This is a genomic window from Georhizobium profundi (genome assembly GCF_003952725.1).
GTDB lineage: Bacteria > Pseudomonadota > Alphaproteobacteria > Rhizobiales > Rhizobiaceae > Georhizobium > Georhizobium profundi.
This window is the reverse complement of sequence record NZ_CP032509.1, coordinates 366,519-383,562: the sequence shown is the minus strand read 5'-3', so window position 1 is coordinate 383,562 and position 17,044 is coordinate 366,519. Positions and strand designations below refer to the sequence as shown.

General features: G+C 61.9%; 20 protein-coding genes. 7 read left to right on the top strand and 13 right to left on the bottom strand.

Annotation, left to right across the window (positions count from 1 at the left end):
• Positions 1 to 174: 174 nt before the first annotated feature.
• From pheT to rpmI, 8 genes are all read right to left on the bottom strand, one after another.
• Positions 175 to 2,580 carry a phenylalanine--tRNA ligase subunit beta gene (gene pheT, locus D5400_RS01855; RefSeq protein ID WP_126007121.1) on the bottom strand — a complete coding sequence of 802 codons (2,406 nt, stop codon included), beginning with the start codon at positions 2,578 to 2,580 and terminating at the stop codon, positions 175 to 177.
• A gap of 25 nt (positions 2,581 to 2,605) precedes the next feature.
• A complete protein-coding gene (locus tag D5400_RS01850) occupies positions 2,606 to 3,001 on the bottom strand; it encodes a GFA family protein (protein WP_126007119.1) in 396 nt (131 codons plus the stop codon).
• 3 nt (positions 3,002 to 3,004) lie between these two features.
• On the bottom strand, positions 3,005 to 3,283 hold the full coding sequence (locus D5400_RS01845; protein WP_126007117.1) for a DUF2442 domain-containing protein: 279 nt from the start codon (positions 3,281 to 3,283) through the stop codon (positions 3,005 to 3,007).
• Positions 3,267 to 3,500, bottom strand: coding sequence for a DUF4160 domain-containing protein (locus D5400_RS01840; protein WP_126007115.1), 234 nt, complete (start codon positions 3,498 to 3,500; stop codon positions 3,267 to 3,269). The genes D5400_RS01845 and D5400_RS01840 overlap by 17 nt, the downstream gene beginning before the upstream one ends.
• A gap of 6 nt (positions 3,501 to 3,506) precedes the next feature.
• Positions 3,507 to 4,589, bottom strand: a complete 1,083-nt coding sequence (gene pheS, locus D5400_RS01835) for a phenylalanine--tRNA ligase subunit alpha (RefSeq protein WP_126007113.1) — start codon at positions 4,587 to 4,589, stop codon at positions 3,507 to 3,509.
• Positions 4,573 to 5,490 (bottom strand): BUD32 family EKC/KEOPS complex subunit, encoded by a 918-nt coding sequence (locus D5400_RS01830; RefSeq protein ID WP_126007111.1) that lies wholly within the window; start codon positions 5,488 to 5,490, stop codon positions 4,573 to 4,575. Before D5400_RS01830 ends, pheS begins: the two co-directional genes overlap by 17 nt.
• 87 nt (positions 5,491 to 5,577) lie before the next feature.
• The gene (gene rplT / locus D5400_RS01825) at positions 5,578 to 5,979 is read right to left on the bottom strand and encodes a 50S ribosomal protein L20 (protein WP_126007109.1); all 402 of its coding nucleotides are present in this window, start codon (positions 5,977 to 5,979) and stop codon (positions 5,578 to 5,580) included.
• Positions 5,980 to 6,016: 37 nt separating this feature from the next.
• On the bottom strand, positions 6,017 to 6,217 hold the full coding sequence (rpmI, locus tag D5400_RS01820; RefSeq protein ID WP_126007107.1) for a 50S ribosomal protein L35: 201 nt from the start codon (positions 6,215 to 6,217) through the stop codon (positions 6,017 to 6,019).
• 409 nt (positions 6,218 to 6,626) lie between these two features.
• On the opposite strand from rpmI, the gene D5400_RS01815 reads away from it, so the two are divergent.
• Positions 6,627 to 7,721 carry an alkene reductase gene (locus D5400_RS01815; protein ID WP_126007105.1) on the top strand — a complete coding sequence of 365 codons (1,095 nt, stop codon included), beginning with the start codon at positions 6,627 to 6,629 and terminating at the stop codon, positions 7,719 to 7,721.
• Positions 7,722 to 7,790: 69 nt separating this feature from the next.
• On the opposite strand, the gene D5400_RS01810 is transcribed toward D5400_RS01815, so the two are convergent.
• Both D5400_RS01810 and infC read right to left on the bottom strand, forming a co-directional pair.
• Positions 7,791 to 8,417 (bottom strand): methyltransferase family protein, encoded by a 627-nt coding sequence (locus D5400_RS01810; RefSeq protein ID WP_126007103.1) that lies wholly within the window; start codon positions 8,415 to 8,417, stop codon positions 7,791 to 7,793.
• A 111-nt stretch (positions 8,418 to 8,528) separates the two neighbouring features.
• Positions 8,529 to 9,065, bottom strand: a complete 537-nt coding sequence (infC, locus tag D5400_RS01805; RefSeq protein WP_245451508.1) for a translation initiation factor IF-3 — start codon at positions 9,063 to 9,065, stop codon at positions 8,529 to 8,531.
• A gap of 185 nt (positions 9,066 to 9,250) precedes the next feature.
• Between infC and D5400_RS01800 the strand changes: the two genes are divergently transcribed.
• The 3 genes from D5400_RS01800 (at position 9,251) to D5400_RS01790 (ending at position 11,280) form a co-directional block, all read left to right on the top strand.
• Positions 9,251 to 10,054: an alpha/beta hydrolase gene (locus D5400_RS01800; protein WP_126007099.1), complete on the top strand. Its 804-nt coding sequence runs from the start codon at positions 9,251 to 9,253 to the stop codon at positions 10,052 to 10,054.
• Positions 10,055 to 10,253: 199 nt separating this feature from the next.
• Complete coding sequence (locus D5400_RS01795; protein WP_245451395.1) at positions 10,254 to 10,832, top strand: transglutaminase-like cysteine peptidase; 579 nt, start codon at positions 10,254 to 10,256, stop codon at positions 10,830 to 10,832.
• Positions 10,833 to 11,070: 238 nt separating this feature from the next.
• On the top strand, positions 11,071 to 11,280 hold the full coding sequence (locus D5400_RS01790; RefSeq protein ID WP_126007097.1) for a hypothetical protein: 210 nt from the start codon (positions 11,071 to 11,073) through the stop codon (positions 11,278 to 11,280).
• Between the two features lie 12 nt (positions 11,281 to 11,292).
• On the opposite strand, the gene D5400_RS01785 is transcribed toward D5400_RS01790, so the two are convergent.
• Positions 11,293 to 12,534 carry a DUF2254 domain-containing protein gene (locus tag D5400_RS01785; protein WP_126007095.1) on the bottom strand — a complete coding sequence of 414 codons (1,242 nt, stop codon included), beginning with the start codon at positions 12,532 to 12,534 and terminating at the stop codon, positions 11,293 to 11,295.
• A gap of 133 nt (positions 12,535 to 12,667) precedes the next feature.
• Positions 12,668 to 12,937 (bottom strand): hypothetical protein, encoded by a 270-nt coding sequence (locus D5400_RS01780; protein WP_126007093.1) that lies wholly within the window; start codon positions 12,935 to 12,937, stop codon positions 12,668 to 12,670.
• A 209-nt stretch (positions 12,938 to 13,146) separates the two neighbouring features.
• On the opposite strand from D5400_RS01780, the gene D5400_RS01775 reads away from it, so the two are divergent.
• Both D5400_RS01775 and D5400_RS01770 read left to right on the top strand, forming a co-directional pair.
• Entirely contained in the window at positions 13,147 to 14,541 is a 1,395-nt protein-coding gene (locus D5400_RS01775) for a cytochrome ubiquinol oxidase subunit I (protein ID WP_126007091.1), read from the top strand.
• A gap of 11 nt (positions 14,542 to 14,552) precedes the next feature.
• Positions 14,553 to 15,560: a cytochrome d ubiquinol oxidase subunit II gene (locus D5400_RS01770; protein ID WP_126007089.1), complete on the top strand. Its 1,008-nt coding sequence runs from the start codon at positions 14,553 to 14,555 to the stop codon at positions 15,558 to 15,560.
• Between the two features lie 41 nt (positions 15,561 to 15,601).
• Here the strand turns inward: D5400_RS01770 and D5400_RS01765 are convergent, their stop codons facing one another.
• The gene (locus D5400_RS01765; protein ID WP_245451394.1) at positions 15,602 to 16,018 is read right to left on the bottom strand and encodes an Lrp/AsnC family transcriptional regulator; all 417 of its coding nucleotides are present in this window, start codon (positions 16,016 to 16,018) and stop codon (positions 15,602 to 15,604) included.
• 183 nt (positions 16,019 to 16,201) lie between these two features.
• Here D5400_RS01765 and phhA point away from each other — a divergent pair, with 183 nt between their 5' ends.
• The gene (gene phhA, locus D5400_RS01760) at positions 16,202 to 17,044 is read left to right on the top strand and encodes a phenylalanine 4-monooxygenase (RefSeq protein ID WP_126007085.1); all 843 of its coding nucleotides are present in this window, start codon (positions 16,202 to 16,204) and stop codon (positions 17,042 to 17,044) included.

Here is a 17,044-nt window from a genome sequence, read left to right as displayed (position 1 = left end):
TGCCGGCAGGATTAATAATCCGATACTTGACGATGGCGAGACTTCGCCATGGCACAACAACTATTTTCCATGGAGAAAAATCGAGCAATTTGAAAAGAAATCGAAAAGAACAATCGAAGTCTTCAACAGCTTGAAGTGAAGGGCATTCGGACGAACGCCCTTCCGTAGCTATCATCAGCCGCGCAGCGTGCCACCGGTCGCTTTGGTGACGTTATCGACGACACGGGAGGTCAGGGTCTCGAGGTCTTCGTCCGTCAGTGTTCGGTCCGTCGGCTGGATCGAAACTTCGATTGCGACAGACTTGCGGTCTTCCCCGAGGGACGGCCCTTCGAACAGGTCGAACACCGTCACGCCTGCGATCAGCTTCTTGTCCGCCGCCGAAGCGGCCTTCAGGATGTCGGCGCTGCGCACGGCCTTGTCGACGACGAAGGCGAAGTCACGCTTGACTGCCTGCAGCGGCGATAGCGTCAATGCGGGCTTTGTGCGCGTCGCCTTGCGCTTGGGCTCGGGAATGGCGTCGACGAACACTTCGAAGCCGGCAAGCGCGCCGGAAACGTCGAGCGTTTCCAGGACCAGCGGGTGGAACTCGCCGAACGTGCCGAGCACCATCTTCGGGCCGAGCTTGATCGTGCCCGAGCGACCCGGATGGTACCAGGAAGGGCCGCCGGGTTCGATCTGCAGCTTGTCGACCGGCGCTCCGGCAGCTTCCAGCACCGCGATTGCATCTGCCTTCGCATCGAACACGCCGACGGGCTTGGCGGCGCCGTCCCAATGGCGTCCCGTGCCGGTGAAGCGTGCCGTACCACGGCGAACGCCGCCTGCAACGCGACGCTGGTCGTTGGGGCCGTCGCCTTCATAGGTGCCGGAGACTTCGAAGAGCGCCACGTCGCCGATGCCGCGATCCGCATTGCGCTGGGCGGCAGCGATGAGGCCGGGCAGCAGCGAAGGACGCATGTCCGACATGTCGGCCGCGATCGGGTTCGAAAGCTTCAGCGATGGCTGTCCGCCACCGAAGGCCTTGGCATGGGCCTCGGGGATGAACGACCAGGTGACGGCTTCCAGCATGCCACGCGCCGCAAGCGTACGGCGCGCAAGCCGCGTGCGAATCTGCAGCGTCGTCAGGATGCGACCATTGACGGCGCCATGGCTCTGCAGCGGCTGCGGGGCGATCTGGTCGACACCCGTGATGCGCATCACTTCTTCGACGAGATCGGCCTTGCCATCCACGTCCGGCCGCCAAGTGGGCACCAGCACGTCGACAGTATCGCCCGCGCCCTGAACCTCGAAGCCGAGACGGGTCAGAATACCGGTCGCATCGTCTGGCGCGACGTCGATGCCCGTCAGCCGCTTCACTTCGGAGAAGGGGAAGCGGATGCTTTTCCGCTCAGGCGTCTGGTATCCGACGATTTCGGCCTCGCTCGGGGTGCCGCCACAGATTTCGGTGACGAACTGCGTCGCAAGCTCAAGGCCGGGGACCATGAATTCCGGATCCACGCCACGCTCGAAGCGATAGCGCGCATCGGTGATGATGCCGAGCGAGCGGCCTGTCTTGGCGATGGTGATCGGATCCCACAGCGCCGATTCGATCAGCACGTCGGTCGTCGTCTCGTCGCAGCCCGAATGCTCGCCGCCCATGATTCCGGCAAGCGATTCAACGCCATTGTCGTCGGCAATCACGCACATGGAGCTGTTGAGCGTATAGGTGCGCTCGTCGAGCGCCAGCATCTGCTCGCCATTTGCCGCGCGCCGCACCACGAGGTCGCCTGCAACCTTCGCCGCATCGAACACGTGCAGCGGCCGGCCGCGATCGAAGGTGATGTAATTGGTGATGTCGACCAGCGCATTGATCGGCCGAAGCCCGATCGCCAGAAGGCGCTTCTGCATCCAGGTGGGGCTCGGTCCGTTCTTCACGCCACGCACCAGCCGGAGGGCGAAGCCCGGGCAGAGCTCGGATGCATCGATGCGCACCTTCACCGGGCAAGGGCCTTCGCCGTCCACGGTTGCGATCGGGGCCGTCTTCAGCGTGCCAAGCCCGGCGGCGGCGAGATCGCGCGCGATGCCGGCAACCCCGGTCGCTTCCGGATGGTTCGGCGTCAGACCGATCTCAATGACCGGATCGTCGAGACCCGCATAGCTCGCAAAGGTCGTGCCGACCGGCGCATCGTCCGGCAGGTCGATGATGCCGTCATGGGCATCCGACATTTCGAGCTCGCGCTCGGAGCACATCATGCCGCGGCTTTCGACACCGCGGATCGTGCCGACGGCGAGTGTCGTGTCGATGCCGGGAACATAGGTGCCGGGTGCAGCAAAGGCGCCGATGAGGCCCGCCCGCGCATTCGGCGCGCCGCAGACCACCTGCACCGGATCGCCGGACCCGGTGTCGACCATCAGCACGCGCAGCTTGTCGGCGTCGGGGTGCTTTTCCGCCGACAGAACCTTGGCGATCACGAATGGCTTGAGGGCCGCCTTGTCGTCGACGTTCTCGACCTCGAGGCCGATCGCCGTCAGCATCTCGACGATGCGCTCCAGAGGCGCATCCGTGTCGAGGTGGTCCTTCAACCAGGAGAGTGTGAATTTCATTGTTCGGGGTCCATCAAGGGAGAAATCAGCGTTCGGGCGGAAAGTCGTCGAAGCGCGGCAGATGATCGTCCATCACGACGAACGGCATCTGCCGCTTGCTAAAGGCGTGGAAGGTCGGCGGGTGCGCCTCCGGATCGTCCATGAAGCCGAGCGCCAGGTAGACGCGACCTGAAAGCCGCTCGTCGCGATAGCCGATCTGGCTGCCGCAATCGCCGCAGAAGAGACGCTCCACGCCGCCGAAGCGATAGGATTTCGGCGTGCCGAACCAGGTCAGCGCGTCATCCATGAAACCGACAAAGGCCATTACGGGCGCGCCCGTCTGCTTGCGACAATCGCGGCAATGGCAATAGGCGCGCCGAAACGGCTCAGCCTTCGTCTCCACCGCAACGCGTGCGCACCGGCATGATCCCGCGTGAGCCATGCGTTACTCCGCCGCCACCGAAGGCGGAACGGCGCCGGGCGCCCTGCGCCCCTGCAACATGCCGTCAACCGAAAGGTCTTCGTCGACATCTGGCCAATGGATGCCATCGAGCATGAGCTCGACATTGTTCCGCTGCGCTGGCGTTGCGCTGAGCAGGCGCGGATACCACCAGAGCGGCGTCGAGACCTGACGGCCGTCCTTCAGCTTCACGTGAAGGTCGTGAAGATCGCACCAAGCTTCGATCGGGCGATCCTTCTCGGGATAATCAGGCGAAGAACTCATTCCAGGCCTCCAGAAACTGCTCTTGGTGCTCGGTGGCAATTTGCATGATACGCCGCATGTCAGGGTCGCTGAACCCGCCGCGTTTCGATATTTTGAGGTCGCGGAGCCATATTTTTGCGCGCATGCCCTTGGCATCGACGTGAATATGCGGCGGCTCGTTCCAGTCGCCCGAGAAGAAGTGAAAGCGAAATCCCGACTCGATGAGAACAGTCGGCATTCGCCGTCACCCACTCAACCCGCCAAACAGCGTCGGCATATCGAGCGGGCGGAAGCCGTAATGGTTGAGCCAGCGCACATCCGCGTCGAAGAAAGCGCGCAGGTCCGGCATGCCGTATTTCAACATCGCGATGCGGTCGATGCCCATGCCCCAGGCAAAGCCCTGGTACTCGTCGGGATCGAGCCCGCCGGCCCTCAGCACGTTCGGGTGCACCATGCCGCAGCCGAGGATCTCCATCCAGTCCGTGCCCTCGCCGAACTTCACTTCGCTACCGGAACGGTCGCACTGGATGTCGACCTCCATCGACGGCTCGGTGAAGGGGAAGAAGGATGGCCGGAAGCGCATTTTCACCTGTGGCACTTCGAAGAATGCCTTGCAGAATTCCTCCAGCACCCACTTCATGTTGGCGATGTTGGCCGTCTTGTCGATGACGAGGCCTTCCACCTGGTGGAACATCGGCGAATGGGTTGCGTCGCTGTCCTGGCGGTAGGTCTTGCCGGGGATGACGATGCGGATCGGCGGCTTCTGCGTCTCCATAGTGCGGATCTGCACGGGCGAGGTGTGCGTGCGCAGCACCTTCGCCTCCTCGCCCTCGGCGGCGTTCAGGAAGAACGTGTCGTGCATCTCACGGGCCGGGTGACCCTCGGGGAAGTTCAGCGCCGTGAAATTGTAGTAGTCCGTCTCGATGTCCGGACCTTCGGCGATCGAAAAGCCCATGTCCGCGAAGATCGCGGTGATCTCGTCGATCACCTGGGTGATCGGGTGGATGCGGCCGATCTCGGTTGGGGATGGCCGCACCGGCAGCGTCACGTCGAGCAATTCGCGCGAAAGCCGCGCCTCGATGGCCGCCGCCTTCAGATGCTGCTTGCGCTCCGCAATGGCATCCGTCACGCGTGTCTTCAGCCCGTTGATCGCCGGGCCCATGGTCTGGCGCTCTTCAGCGCTCATGGCCCCGAGCGTCTTCAGCTTTTCGGAGATCGAGCCCTTCTTGCCGAGCGCCGCGACGCGCACGGCTTCGATCGCCTGTTCGTCATCTGCTTCGGCGATCCGGGCAAGGATCGTCTCTTCCAATTCAACGATGTCGCTCATCCTGGGTCCTGCATGTTGGCGGCCGCTCGGGCCGGCCTTCTTCGGCGGGTCTTAAATCAGAAAGCGCCCCGGCCTCCAAGGGCTTCGATGACGCCGTCGCGGCTGTCGGTGCCGAAAACACGGCCATGGCTCGCAGGAACCGATCGAGGTCGCCACCTCGGTGAACCTTCGCCATCGCTTCGCCAACCCGCTGCAGCGGCTTGAAGAAGGCGATGAGCCTGTCGAGCGCCGCCCAAGTGGCGGCAGGCGCCCCGGCGCGATAGGCGTCAAGCACGCTTTGCGGCGTTTCGGTATCGCGCGACAGAGCAACGACCCCGAACTGATAGAGAAAGGCATCGCGCGCCTGCGCTTCGGCAAGCGGCATCACTGCTTCCGGCTCTTCCTCGAAGTCCATGAAGCCCCAGTTCTTGCCGTCGTGGAACATATCGCGCGGATGGGGCCGCCCGTGGCAAAGCCCGAGACGGTGCGCCCGGGCAAGCGCCTCGCCGCCGCCTCTCAGCAGCCGGTGGCTGTCGGCAGCAGTGGCTGCCCCTTCCACCAGCGAAAGCAGCGTCGGCGGGCCGTTGCGCAGCACCAGGATCGGCCCCTTGCGGTAGACAAGGCCGGCGGTGATGAAGCCTGCACGCTGGAAGGCCTCCATCTTGCGCTGCTCGCGATCGACCTGGGCGTGTGGCTTCAACAATCTGGACGACCGCAGGAATGGCTTCGGCATCAGGGGCGTCGCCCAGCCATGCAGCCGCTTGCCGAGCGGGCGGCTTTCGGCATCGTAGCGCTTGACCCATACAGTCTCGCCATCGACCACGGCACGGCCGATGCGCTCGCCGCGCGACGAAGCAAGCAGCGCCAGAAGGTCGCGCAGACCTTCCGGTGACATCTCATCCTCTGTGCGGGTGTTGCGCATCGTTATGCATGCTCCAGAAACGAAAAAACCCGCGCCGGTCAGCCAGCGCGGGTTCCTTCAGGCGAATGGTATCGTGAAGGCGCTGGCTTAGCGGACAGCGCTTTCAAATGCGTTCGGCGTCGTGTCTTTCAGATACTCGAGCGCCTTCTTGGCTGCTGCAACCAGCGCGCCGAATGCTTCCGGCTCGTGGATGGCCATGTCGGACAGCACCTTGCGGTCGACTTCGATGCCGGACTTGGTCAGGCCATCGATGAAGCGGCCGTAGGTCAGGCCGTGCTCGCGAACGGCTGCGTTGATGCGCTGGACCCAGAGAGCGCGGAAATTGCGCTTCCGGTTCTTGCGGTCGCGGTATGCGTACTGCATCGAACGATCGACGGCAGCCTTAGCTGCGCGGATCGTGTTCTTGCGGCGGCCGTAAAAGCCTTTTGCCTTCTTCAGGACTTTCTTGTGCTTGGCGTGCGAAGTGACGCCTCTTTTCACGCGTGCCATGGTGTGATCTCCTTAAATCTCGGTCGGGGCGAAGGTCTCAGAGACCGTTCGGCAGGAACTTCTTGACGATCTTGGCGTCGGCGTCCGAAAGGACCATCGTGCCGCGTGCGTCGCGAATGAACTTGTTCGACCGCTTGATCATGCCATGGCGCTTGCCGGCAGCAGCTGCGAGAACCTTGCCGGAACCCGTGATCTTGAACCGCTTTTTGGCGGATGCCTTCGTCTTCATCTTGGGCATTTTGCTCTCCTTTGTGAGGCTTTCGACCGGCATTGCCGTTCAAGCCCCGTGATGCAGCGCTTCCCGCACTCTGGTTCGCCGAAGCAAACGAGGGTCATGTTCGCCATCGTGAAATGGCTGCCCAAGACCCCTGCGGAACGCTTGGTTGGTGATCTGTGCGAACCGGAGACGACCCGGCCTCACACAAGCATTCGGAACAGACACGGCATGCCCTGCCGGACTGTTCGGACGCGGCCATATACCGGGAGTGGGGCTATGACGCAAGAGGTTGCAGCGCGATTGGCACACGCAGAGTTCGTCATTTTGCGGTGGTGAACCGGTGGTATTTCATCGTGCACGACCTATCTGAGGCAGGCAATCGCGGCATCCTCCCACTTGGCCGCTGAACAAGAATGAAGGACCAGACCCTATGGCAGACACGCTGTTCACACCGATCCAGTTCGGCGCCCTGAACGTCCCGAACCGCATTTTCATGGCTCCCCTGACCCGCAACCGCGCGAAATCCGACGGCACGCCGAACGCCATGGCCGAGACCTATTACGGCCAGCGCGCTTCTGCCGGACTCCTGATTTCCGAAGCGACCCAGATTTCGCCCTACGGCAAGGGCTATATCGATACGCCCGGCATCTACACCGACGAGCACGTCGCCGCATGGCGCGGCATCACCGATGCGGTTCACGCCAATGGCGGCCGCATCTTCTGCCAGCTCTGGCATGTGGGCCGCATCAGCCATTCCTCGCTCCTGCCGAACAATGACGCGCCGGTCTCCTCGACCGATGTCGCTGCCGATGCCAAGACCTTCACGGCGAATGGTTTCGAATCGACATCCAAGCCGCGCGCCCTGGCTCTCAGCGAAATCCCGCAGCTGATCGAAGACTATGCCCACGCCGCAAAGCTTGCGATCCAGGCCGGCTTCGACGGCGTGGAAGTGCATTCCGCCAATGGCTATCTGCTCGACCAGTTCCTGCAGGACGGCGTCAACAAGCGCGACGACGTCTATGGTGGTTCAATCGAGAATCGCACGCGGCTCACGCTCGAAGTGGTCGACCGGGTCGTGAAGGAAATCGGTGCCGATCGCACCGGCATCCGTCTGTCACCCCGTGGCGATTCCAACGACATTTCCGACAGCGATCCGGAAGCCTTATTCTCGGCGCTTTACAAGGCGCTGGATCAGCGCAAGCTCGCCTATCTCCACATTGTGGAGCGCTTTGGCCACGGCAGTGAAGGGGGCGAAGAGCTGATCAAGAAGCTGCGCCCGAACTGGACCGGCTTCTATATCGCGAACGGCGCCTATGACGCAGAAAGCTCCGCCAAGGTCGTGGCCGACGGCTATGCCCATGCGGTCGCGATCGGCAAGCCATTCATCGCCAATCCGGACCTGCCGGAACGCTTCCGCACCGGTGCGCCACTCAACGCGCAGGACACCGACACGTTCTACGGCGGCGGCGCCAAGGGCTACATCGATTATCCCTTCGCAACGCTCGATCGTGAAAAGGCTGCCTGACCACGCGGCACTGCCTATCGGTGACTGATGGAAGGGCGTCGCGAAAGCGGCGCCCTTTTCTCGTCCTGGCTAGTAGAGCCGCAGCACCACGGGCAGCACGCCGCTCGATTGCAGCCACTCGACGATCTCGAGCGCGGGCATCGCCACGAAGAAGACCATGCCGTCGATGAACGTGCGATAGAGCCGGGCCGGCTGCACCACGAGGCTCTCTTCGTTGACGACTTTAAGCGTGCGCGGCAGGAAGCGCGGCACGCGATTGAGATAGGCGCGATAGGGCTCGCCGAAGGCAGGCAGCAGAAACCGCTCCTCGCGCAGGATCACCACGTGGAAGGCGAGTGCGCATCCGATCAGGAAAACAAACGCCACGGTCAGGCTTCCCGTCTGCGCCCCGACGCCGAACGCTGCGATCGACGAAAACAGATAGAGTGGATTGCGGCTGATCGAGTAAGGGCCGGCCGTCACGATCGCATAGGCCTTGCTGCCGCCGATATAGAGCGTGCACCACATGCGGCCGAGAATGCCGGCTGCGATCGTGCCGATCCCGATCGCCTCGATGAACTCATGCCCTTCTTCGCCCCATGCGGAGCGCACGAAGAGCAGCGCGATCACCAATGCAGCGATGATAAGCGCCAATACGAGCCTGCGCATGCGCTGGAAGTTCTGAAGCTTGCCGCGTTCCTGCGTGGTCTGGTCCATGAATTGCCCGTCAACAAGCCGGAAGGGACGTCGAAATCAGCCGGCTCCCGAAATGAAAAAGCTCCCCGGGCCATCTGGCACGGGGAGCTTGAACGGAGCAACGGGCTAGATTTAGCGCGGTGCGAGAACCATCATCATCTGTCGGCCTTCGAGCTTGGGCTCGGCCTCGACCTTGGCGATTTCGGCGGTCTGTTCCTTGACCTTCTGAAGAAGCCGCATGCCGAGTTCCTGGTGCGCCATTTCACGACCACGGAAACGCAGCGTCACCTTCACCTTGTCACCTTCTTCGAAGAAGCGGTTCATGGCGCGCATCTTCACGTCATAGTCATGCGTGTCGATGTTCGGGCGCATCTTGATTTCTTTGACCTCGACGGTCTTCTGCTTCTTGCGCGCCTCGGCGGCTTTTTTCTGCTTTTCGTATTTGAGCTTGCCGAGGTCCTGCACCTTGCAGACGGGAGGCTCGGCATTGGGTGAGATTTCGACGAGGTCAAGGCCGGCTTCCGCCGCGATCTCCAGCGCCTCGTTGATGGGCACTATTCCGCGGTTATTGCCTTCGGCATCGATCAACTGAACTTGGCTTGCCCGGATTTCCTCATTGGCCCGCGGTCCATCCTTGGTTGGCGGCGGCGCTCTGAACGGTCTGCGAATGGTCGTGTTCTCCTCGAACTGTTGAACCTGTGGCTGAATGTACTGCGAAGACGAAATCGCCGGAATTGCCCGCAATGTCGTTATCGCTTGCTTTGAGTCAATAGCACGCCCAGTCAGAAATAGCATCCACGCGCGGTGATTCTGCCGTCAATTGCCCCGAAAATGCCACCAGCAAGGAAATCGACATGCAGGAGCATACATCTAAGGGACTGGAACTCGTCGTCGGCGAGGGTGATGAGGCACGCACCATCGCGGTCGCCTTTCGGCCGGGGCTCGGCGGCCACAATCGTCCCGGCCTCGTCTGGCTCGGTGGCTACCGGTCCGACATGAGCGGCACCAAGGCGCTCGAACTCGACGGCTATGCCACGCGCGAGGGGCTGGAATGCTTGCGCTTCGACTATTCCGGACATGGTGCGTCGGGCGGCGCGTTCGAAGACGGCACGATTTCACGCTGGCTGGAGGAGGCGCTCGCCGTCTTCGACAAGCACACGACCGGACCTCAGATCCTGGTCGGCTCGTCCATGGGCGGCTGGATTGCACTTCTCATGGCAAAGGCCCTGAAGCAACGCGGTGATGCGGGCCGTTTGGCAGGCATGCTTCTTCTCGCACCGGCGCCTGATTTCACCGCCGAACTCATCGAGCCTGGCCTCACCGATGCCCAACGCGCGGATCTTTCCGAAAAAGGCCGTTTCGAGGAACCGACACCCTACGGCCCGGACCCGAATGTCTACACCCGTGCTCTGATCGAGGATGGCCGTGCAAACAGCGTTCTGAATGGTGTCATCGACACCGGATGTCCTGTCACGATCATTCAGGGAATGCAGGACCCGGATGTGCCCTATGCCCACGCCTTGCGGCTGATGGAACACCTCCCGGCAGACGATGTCGTCCTTACCCTGGTACGCGATGGCGACCATCGCCTGTCGCGCCCGGCCGATATCGGCCGAATGCTGAAGGCGCTCAACGATCTCATCGCCGGCGGCCATTGAGAGGCGATCACGAAACCACGTCCTGACGAACTGTAGCGCTGAAGACACAACCAAGCTTGGCCGGTAACCATAACTGCAATCGCGGGGGTTGGCCCGATTGACTTTGCATCATCACCAATTTTAACTGTTTGTTAACGATGATGCTGAGGCGGGGCGACCAACGGTGCTGACGATTGCGAGAATTGGAGCAGCCATTGCCATGGCCGGCTTCGTTTCCCTGGCCCTGCCGTCGGCAAACGCCGAGGCCGAGCCGTCCCGGTCGATGATCACCGGCCCTTTGACGTCACAGCCTATCGGTCATTACGATTTCTGTCGCCGGCATTATTCGGAATGCGCCATCCGCACCACGGCCAGCCGTGCGCCGGATATCACTGACTACGGCTGGGAAGTCGTGCGGGAAGTCAACCTCGCGGTGAACAGCACTATCGTGCCCCGCACCGACATGGAAATGCACGGCATCGAAGAGCACTGGTCCTATCCCGATCTCGAAGGCGATTGCGAAGACTACGCTCTTCTGAAGCGCCTGATGTTGATGGAGCGCGGCTTCTCCGCTTCGGATCTCCTCATCACTGTCGTCCGCAAGGCCGATGGCGAGGGGCACGCCGTTCTTACGCTGCGGACGTCCAAGGGCGACTACGTTCTGGATAACCTCTCCGACGAGGTGCAGCTCTGGAGCGAAACATCTTACGTCTTCCTCAAGCGCCAGGCGTCCTTCCACACCGGTCGCTGGGTTTCGATCGAGAACTCCACCGACGTCCTGGTCGGCGCGCTTCAGTAGTCGAAGCGACGCAGGTTTTCCGCGGGCGCAGCTTGTGCCCGCCGCAGCACCTCAGCGGATGGCGCCAAAACTATCTGCTTGATTTCGAATGCGTTTACGAAACGTTGACGCCTGGGCGATTAGAATAGACGCCGCGGTTCCACCAGCGACAATTTGTCTGCCAAACTGTTGTGGATCGGTGGAACCAATCCAATCGGCTGGTGTTTGTCGAGTAACAATCCCAAGGCGGCACAACCAAATGAGCAATGTTCGTGGGCTGCGTCTCGAAGACGTCGTCCTTCACCAGATCCAGACGAGCCCGAACCGGCGCCTTCTCGCCGGCATGGACTCGTTCCGCGTCCCGGAGGGAACTCCTGACGCAATGGTGGACCTGCTCCGCAAGATGGATGCTGCCGAGATGGCGAATGTCCAGCGGAGTTCCAACCGCGACCGTCATTCCGGCTGCTGATGGCCTTTCCGCTCAGCTGAGCGGCGCCGCCGCCTTTCGCACACGAGCTATGTCGTCTGCACTCGTCAGTGTAGCCTCCGCCCGATCCAAAGATACACGAGAGACATGGCGTGCCGCAGCCCCAAACAGCGGCTCGTCCATTGCGATCAGTGCTGCCAGCGACTTTTGAATCTTGACCTGAACTTCGAATTTTTCGGCGCCGTCGCGCGCGACTGGCGTAAACAGATGGTCGAGGAATTCGACGATCGGCAGCCGCGTCATCCGAAGATGGGGAAACTCGGGCGCGTCGGCAGCTTCGTCGATCTTGTCGGAGCACATGGCGATCAGCCGAACCCCTCGGCCCAGAACGTCGAGCGCCGTGCCTTGATCGTTGATGCCGGGCGAGAGCGCCCGTGACGCGATTTCCGAAAGCACCGCCAGCCCGAAGAGGGGATCTTCTTCAAAGGTCCGCTCGCGCCCGATGGTGAAGGCGGCACGGACCTCGTCTGCATCGACACTGCCCGAAATTACGGCGACAAGTGGCTCTGCCGTGTGAACGAACGTGCCGGGCCGCGCCAGAATGGTTACGATGGCCCCTGCTTCGGCAACGACGGTTTCGAGCTGCTGCATATCGACGTGACCGACATAACCGATGTCATCCGCCAAGATGCGCGTCGCACTTTGGGGCACGGCATCATCGGCAATTTCCACGGCACCCATGGTTGGGGCGCGGTGATAGGCCTGCAACGCGTCCTGCGCCGCCAATTCCACCGTCCTCGTCGTTTCATTGACCCGCCCAAGGCGCGTCAGATGGTCGATCCAGCGCAGCAACGCGGCAATGACGATGATGATGACCAAAATCGTCACGGCGAACAGAACGACCCGCCCGCCGCTGCCATAGGCCTCCATCGACAAAACGATGATGCCGACCAGGCTGTAGAGAAACGTGCCGATAAAGGTCGCGAGTACCGAATGCGTGGTCGTATCCGCCATCAAGAGGCGGGTTGCGCGCGGCGTCACGTCCTGCGTGGATGCGGTGAAGGCGGTCACCATCGTCGTCAGCGAGAACGTGGTAATCGTCAGCATGCTCGTTGCGAGAATGTTGAGGATCGTATCGATCGCGCCTGCGCCCACGGCATCCTCGAAGCCGTCGGGAATCAGCGGATCGAGAACGACCGCCGCGAAGGCCGTGATCAGGCCCAGAATTGAGTAGAGAACCGCCCGCACCCAGAGCCGCTCGAACAGGCGTCTCAGCTTCCATTGCCATTTCCGCATTGCGTCTGCCGTCGATTGTCGGCCGGCACGCCGGATCCGATCATGGAAGTGTTCCGAATGTCGCCATCATCTGCACCGCCAAGGATGCATCTGCAAGTCTTGTGAGTGGAGAGACGAGGGCCGCGGAAAGTTGCTAGAGGCGGGATTTCAGCCAGTCATTGGCGCTCGATTTGAGGTGACGGCTGGCCCAATGGCTGCCGGCGCGCATCTGCGCGATGAAGATGGCATCTACGTCGTCCATGAAGGTGTGGACCCAGTCGCGCAGTTCGGTCGCATCCTTCTCCACATCGAGCGCCCAGAGCCCATCGATCAGTTTCACGCCGCCTTCGCGATCTATCGCCTCCTGCAACTGATCATAGGGCCGTTCGGTGCGTCCCTCGTAGCCGATGAGATAGATCGCCATCGTCGTCCTCCACTATGCATCGCAGGACGATGAGCATAACCCGAAGCCGGGTTGCCAGAAAGCATGTCGGCACCCACGGAGATCGATAGGAAACGTTAGGCAGCTGTGCGACATTCTCGCCGTGCGACAGTATCGACACTGGCGCCCTCGGCCCCATCGCTTAATTTTCAGGCTGCGGTGAGGAGAGAAAGAAAAAACGAGAGAAGACAATGGACGCATTAATCCTGTCGCGCATGCAATTTGCTGCGAACATCTCCTTCCATATCCTCTTTCCCACCATCACGATCGCGCTTGGCTGGGTGCTGTTGTTCTTCAAGTGGCGCTATGAGCGGACCGGCGATGACGCCTGGATGAAAGCCTATTTCTTCTGGGTGAAGGTCTTCGCACTGTCCTTCGCGCTTGGCGTCGTGTCCGGCATTACGATGAGCTTCCAGTTCGGCACGAACTGGCCCGGTTTCATGGAAACCGTCGGCAATGTCGCCGGTCCGCTGCTCGCTTATGAAGTGCTGACGGCGTTTTTCCTTGAGGCCGTATTCCTCGGCATCATGCTCTTCGGTTTTTCTCGCGTGTCGAGCCGTATCCATACGCTGGCGACTTTCCTCGTGGCCTTCGGCACCACCATGTCGGCCTTCTGGATCATCGCGCTGAACTCGTGGATGCACACGCCGCAGGGCTTTGAGATGCGCGACGGCGTGGCGCATGCCACCGACTGGTTCGCCATCATCTTCAATCCGTCCATGCCGTACCGTTTCGTGCACATGCTGCTCGCCTCGGGCCTGACCGTCGCCTTCCTCATGGCCGGCCTTTCGGCGCTGCGCTGGATCTACGGCGATCGCTCCGAGCCCATGTATAAGGCGCTGCGCACCGGCGTTTACCTTGGCGCGATCCTGATCCCGGTGCAGATCTTCGCCGGCGACATGCACGGCTTGAACACGCTGGAACATCAGCCGCAGAAAGTCGCGGCCATGGAAGCGAACTGGGAAACGCGGGGCAATGTGCCGCTTGTTCTCTTCGCTCTGCCGGACGAGGAGGCGCGTGAAAACCACTTCGAGATCGGCATCCCGAGCGGCGCGTCGCTCATCCTCAAGCACCATGCCGATGGCGTCGTGCCGGGCCTCAACGACTTCGTCGCCGAAGATGGTACGGCGGAGCACCCGCCTGTGCTGCCGCTCTTCATCTCGTTCCGCGTCATGGTTGGCGTCGGCATGCTGATGCTGGTCGTTTCCTGGGCGGCGGCCTGGATGCTGTGGCGTCGCGACGACATCAACAAGCCGATGGCTTTCGTGCTCGCCGGTATGGCCTTCTCGGGCTGGATTGCAACGCTTGCCGGTTGGTACACGACCGAGATCGGCCGTCAGCCCTGGCTGGTCTCGGGCGTGGTCACGACCGCCGAAGCCGTCGCCCCCGTGCCGGGCGCCCATGTGGCCCTCACTTTTGCAACCTATCTCGCGCTCTATGCGGTGCTGATCGTCGTCTACCTGACCGTGCTCTACAAGCTCGCGATCCGCGCCCATTACGGCAACATCGAAAAAGACCCGGATCCGCGCGGCGACAGCGTCTCCATGGGCAAGGCGACAGGCGAAGCCCTGCAGCCGGCGGAATAGGAGCGGACTGGATGTTTGGCTACGAACCTGACGTCATCCTGCCCCTGATCTTCGCGGGCCTGATGGGAATTTCGATCCTCGTCTACGTCATCCTGGACGGGTTCGATCTCGGCATCGGCATCCTCTCGGTCTTCGGCACCGACGACGAGAAGGACACGATGATCGCCTCGATCGGCCCGTTCTGGGATGCGAACGAAACCTGGCTCGTCCTGTCGATCGGCCTTCTGCTGGTGGCTTTTCCGATCGCGCACGGCATCATCCTGACGGCGCTCTACCTGCCGGTTTTCGTGCTGCTCGTCGGTCTTGTCCTGCGCGGCATTGCCTTCGACTTCCGCTCCAAGGTCAGCGCGCAGTCGAAGTGGATGTGGAACCTCCTGTTCTTCATCGGCTCCGTCATGTCGTCGCTGTCTCAGGGCTACATGCTCGGCATCTACGTGCTGGGGCTTGATCTCAGCTGGGCATCGGCGGGCTTTGCAGCGCTTGTCGGCCTGTGCCTCGCGGCCTCTTACGGCGCTGTCGGCGCAGCCTGGCTGATCTACAAGACGGAAGGCCAGCTGCAGGAAAAGGCCGTCATCTGGATGCGCATGTGCCTGCTCCTGACGGCGGCCGGCATGGCGATGATCTCCATCGCGACGCCATTCGCCTCGGCCCGCATCTTCGACAAATGGTTCACGACGCCGGAAATCTATCTCCTGGCACCGCTTCCGCTTCTGACGGGCGCCGTCTTCGCCGGCCTCTGGTTCCTGACAGCAAAGCTGCCGCGGCCGGATGATTCCTATGCGCTGGTGCCCTTCTTGGCGATGGCGACGATCTTCACGCTCGGCTTCGCCGGGCTCGCCTACTCGTTCTACCCCTATATCGTGCCGGATCAGCTGACGATCTACGAAGCGGCAAGCGCTCCGGAAAGCCTGATGATCATCCTCGTCGGCACGGCCATCGTGCTACCGACCATCGGCGGCTACACGATCCTCGCCTACCGTATCTTCCGGGGGAAGGCGACGGAGCTTAAATACGACTGACTCGGCACGTCGGCCAATAGACGTCCCACCTCGCCGGGGGATCATTCGGCGAGGTGGGAAAGCGGCAGCGGCCCCGGCCCCTTGATGTTGCGCAGCACAAGGTTGGTGCGCACGTCCCGCACCCCCTCGATGCGCATCAGGTCCTCGGCAATGAAGCGATTGAGCGCTTCCACGTCCGGCAGTACCGCTTGCAGCATGAAGTCATGGTCCCCCGTCAGCGCCCAGCAGGCAATCACCGGCTCCATCGCCTCGACCTTGGTGACGAACCTGTCCGGTGACTGATCACTGTGGCTGATAAGCCGAACCAGCACGAACACTTCCACCGAAAGCCCGATCTTGCGGCGATCGAGCCGGGCGCCAAAGCCCTCGATCACCCCGCTTTCCATCATGGCCTCCAGCCTGCGTGCGCAGGGCGTGGCGGAAAGCCCGACCGCGGCCGCTAGCTCGGTGGTCGGCATGCGGCCGGACCTCTGAAGGTGATCAAGCATTCTGACCTCGAACCGGTCGAGGTGGATCTCCCCCGCTTTCGGTGATTTTTTGGGCTCTTTCACTCAACCTCCTCCTTCGTTGGTCCAGTCAGCCGGAAAACACTCCAGCAGCGGCGCTAGAATGACAAGGTGTAAGCTTGGAGGAGCGCCATCATGTCGATCAATGTCGAAACCTACGCTGCCGAATGCGCCGCAGCCGGCATGCGCGGCGACTATGCCCGTTGCCGAGACGATTTCACCGTTACCCAGGACGTCGACGCCTATGATGACGAAGACCGCGCCGTGTGGAAGACGCTCGCCGATCGGCAGCGCGCCTTGACGCAGGAGCTTGCCCACCACTCCTATCTCGCAGGCCTCGAAGCGCTCGTGATCCTTGACGACATCCCGGACTTCGCCGAAGTCAGCCGCAGGCTATCCGCTGCCACCGGGTGGACGCTGGTCGCGGTGCCGGGGCTCATCCCGGCTGAGCCCTTCTTCAGGCATCTGTCCGAGCGCCGGTTTCCCGTCACGGACTGGCTCCGCAGCCGCGACGAATTGGACTACATCGTCGAGCCCGACATGTTTCACGACTTTTTCGGCCATGTGCCGATCTTGATGCAGCCGGAATTTGCCGATTTCATGCAGATGTATGGTGAAACGGCGCTGTCACTGATGGCTGCCGGCGGCGACGAGATGATCACGCGGCTCTATTGGTACACGGCGGAATACGGCCTGATCCAGGAAGAGGGCGGGCCGCTGAAGGCCTTCGGAGCCGGGTTGATGTCCTCGGCAACCGAGTTGCGCTTCGCGCTCGAGAGCCCGGACGCGAACCACGTTCCGATGGACATCGAAACCATCATGCGCACGGGCTACGAGATCGACAGCTTCCAGCGGGCCTATTTCGTGCTGCCGTCTTTCGAGGCCCTGCGCCAGGCCATGCGCGACGCCGACATCGCGGGGATCATCGCCAGATACGCTGGCGAAAAGGCCATCGATCCGTCGACGCTGCGTCGGTAG

What these genes read in the sequence shown, in the direction of transcription:
- pheS (WP_126007113.1), bottom strand. Translation starts at nt 4,589, where the DNA reads ATGAGCGACATCGTTGAATTGGAAGAGACGATCCTTGCCCGGATCGCC.
- D5400_RS01785 (WP_126007095.1), bottom strand. Translation starts at nt 12,534, where the DNA reads ATGCGGAAATGGCAATGGAAGCTGAGACGCCTGTTCGAGCGGCTCTGG.
- D5400_RS01800 (WP_126007099.1), top strand. Translation starts at nt 9,251, where the DNA reads ATGCAGGAGCATACATCTAAGGGACTGGAACTCGTCGTCGGCGAGGGT.
- D5400_RS01850 (WP_126007119.1), bottom strand. Translation starts at nt 3,001, where the DNA reads ATGGCTCACGCGGGATCATGCCGGTGCGCACGCGTTGCGGTGGAGACG.
- D5400_RS01765 (WP_245451394.1), bottom strand. Translation starts at nt 16,018, where the DNA reads ATGCCGACCACCGAGCTAGCGGCCGCGGTCGGGCTTTCCGCCACGCCC.
- D5400_RS01775 (WP_126007091.1), top strand. Translation starts at nt 13,147, where the DNA reads ATGGACGCATTAATCCTGTCGCGCATGCAATTTGCTGCGAACATCTCC.
- D5400_RS01795 (WP_245451395.1), top strand. Translation starts at nt 10,254, where the DNA reads ATGGCCGGCTTCGTTTCCCTGGCCCTGCCGTCGGCAAACGCCGAGGCC.
- phhA (WP_126007085.1), top strand. Translation starts at nt 16,202, where the DNA reads ATGTCGATCAATGTCGAAACCTACGCTGCCGAATGCGCCGCAGCCGGC.
- rpmI (WP_126007107.1), bottom strand. Translation starts at nt 6,217, where the DNA reads ATGCCCAAGATGAAGACGAAGGCATCCGCCAAAAAGCGGTTCAAGATC.
- rplT (WP_126007109.1), bottom strand. Translation starts at nt 5,979, where the DNA reads ATGGCACGCGTGAAAAGAGGCGTCACTTCGCACGCCAAGCACAAGAAA.
- D5400_RS01790 (WP_126007097.1), top strand. Translation starts at nt 11,071, where the DNA reads ATGAGCAATGTTCGTGGGCTGCGTCTCGAAGACGTCGTCCTTCACCAG.
- D5400_RS01845 (WP_126007117.1), bottom strand. Translation starts at nt 3,283, where the DNA reads ATGAGTTCTTCGCCTGATTATCCCGAGAAGGATCGCCCGATCGAAGCT.
- D5400_RS01830 (WP_126007111.1), bottom strand. Translation starts at nt 5,490, where the DNA reads ATGCGCAACACCCGCACAGAGGATGAGATGTCACCGGAAGGTCTGCGC.
- D5400_RS01780 (WP_126007093.1), bottom strand. Translation starts at nt 12,937, where the DNA reads ATGGCGATCTATCTCATCGGCTACGAGGGACGCACCGAACGGCCCTAT.
- pheT (WP_126007121.1), bottom strand. Translation starts at nt 2,580, where the DNA reads ATGAAATTCACACTCTCCTGGTTGAAGGACCACCTCGACACGGATGCG.
- D5400_RS01840 (WP_126007115.1), bottom strand. Translation starts at nt 3,500, where the DNA reads ATGCCGACTGTTCTCATCGAGTCGGGATTTCGCTTTCACTTCTTCTCG.
- D5400_RS01815 (WP_126007105.1), top strand. Translation starts at nt 6,627, where the DNA reads ATGGCAGACACGCTGTTCACACCGATCCAGTTCGGCGCCCTGAACGTC.
- D5400_RS01810 (WP_126007103.1), bottom strand. Translation starts at nt 8,417, where the DNA reads ATGGACCAGACCACGCAGGAACGCGGCAAGCTTCAGAACTTCCAGCGC.
- D5400_RS01770 (WP_126007089.1), top strand. Translation starts at nt 14,553, where the DNA reads ATGTTTGGCTACGAACCTGACGTCATCCTGCCCCTGATCTTCGCGGGC.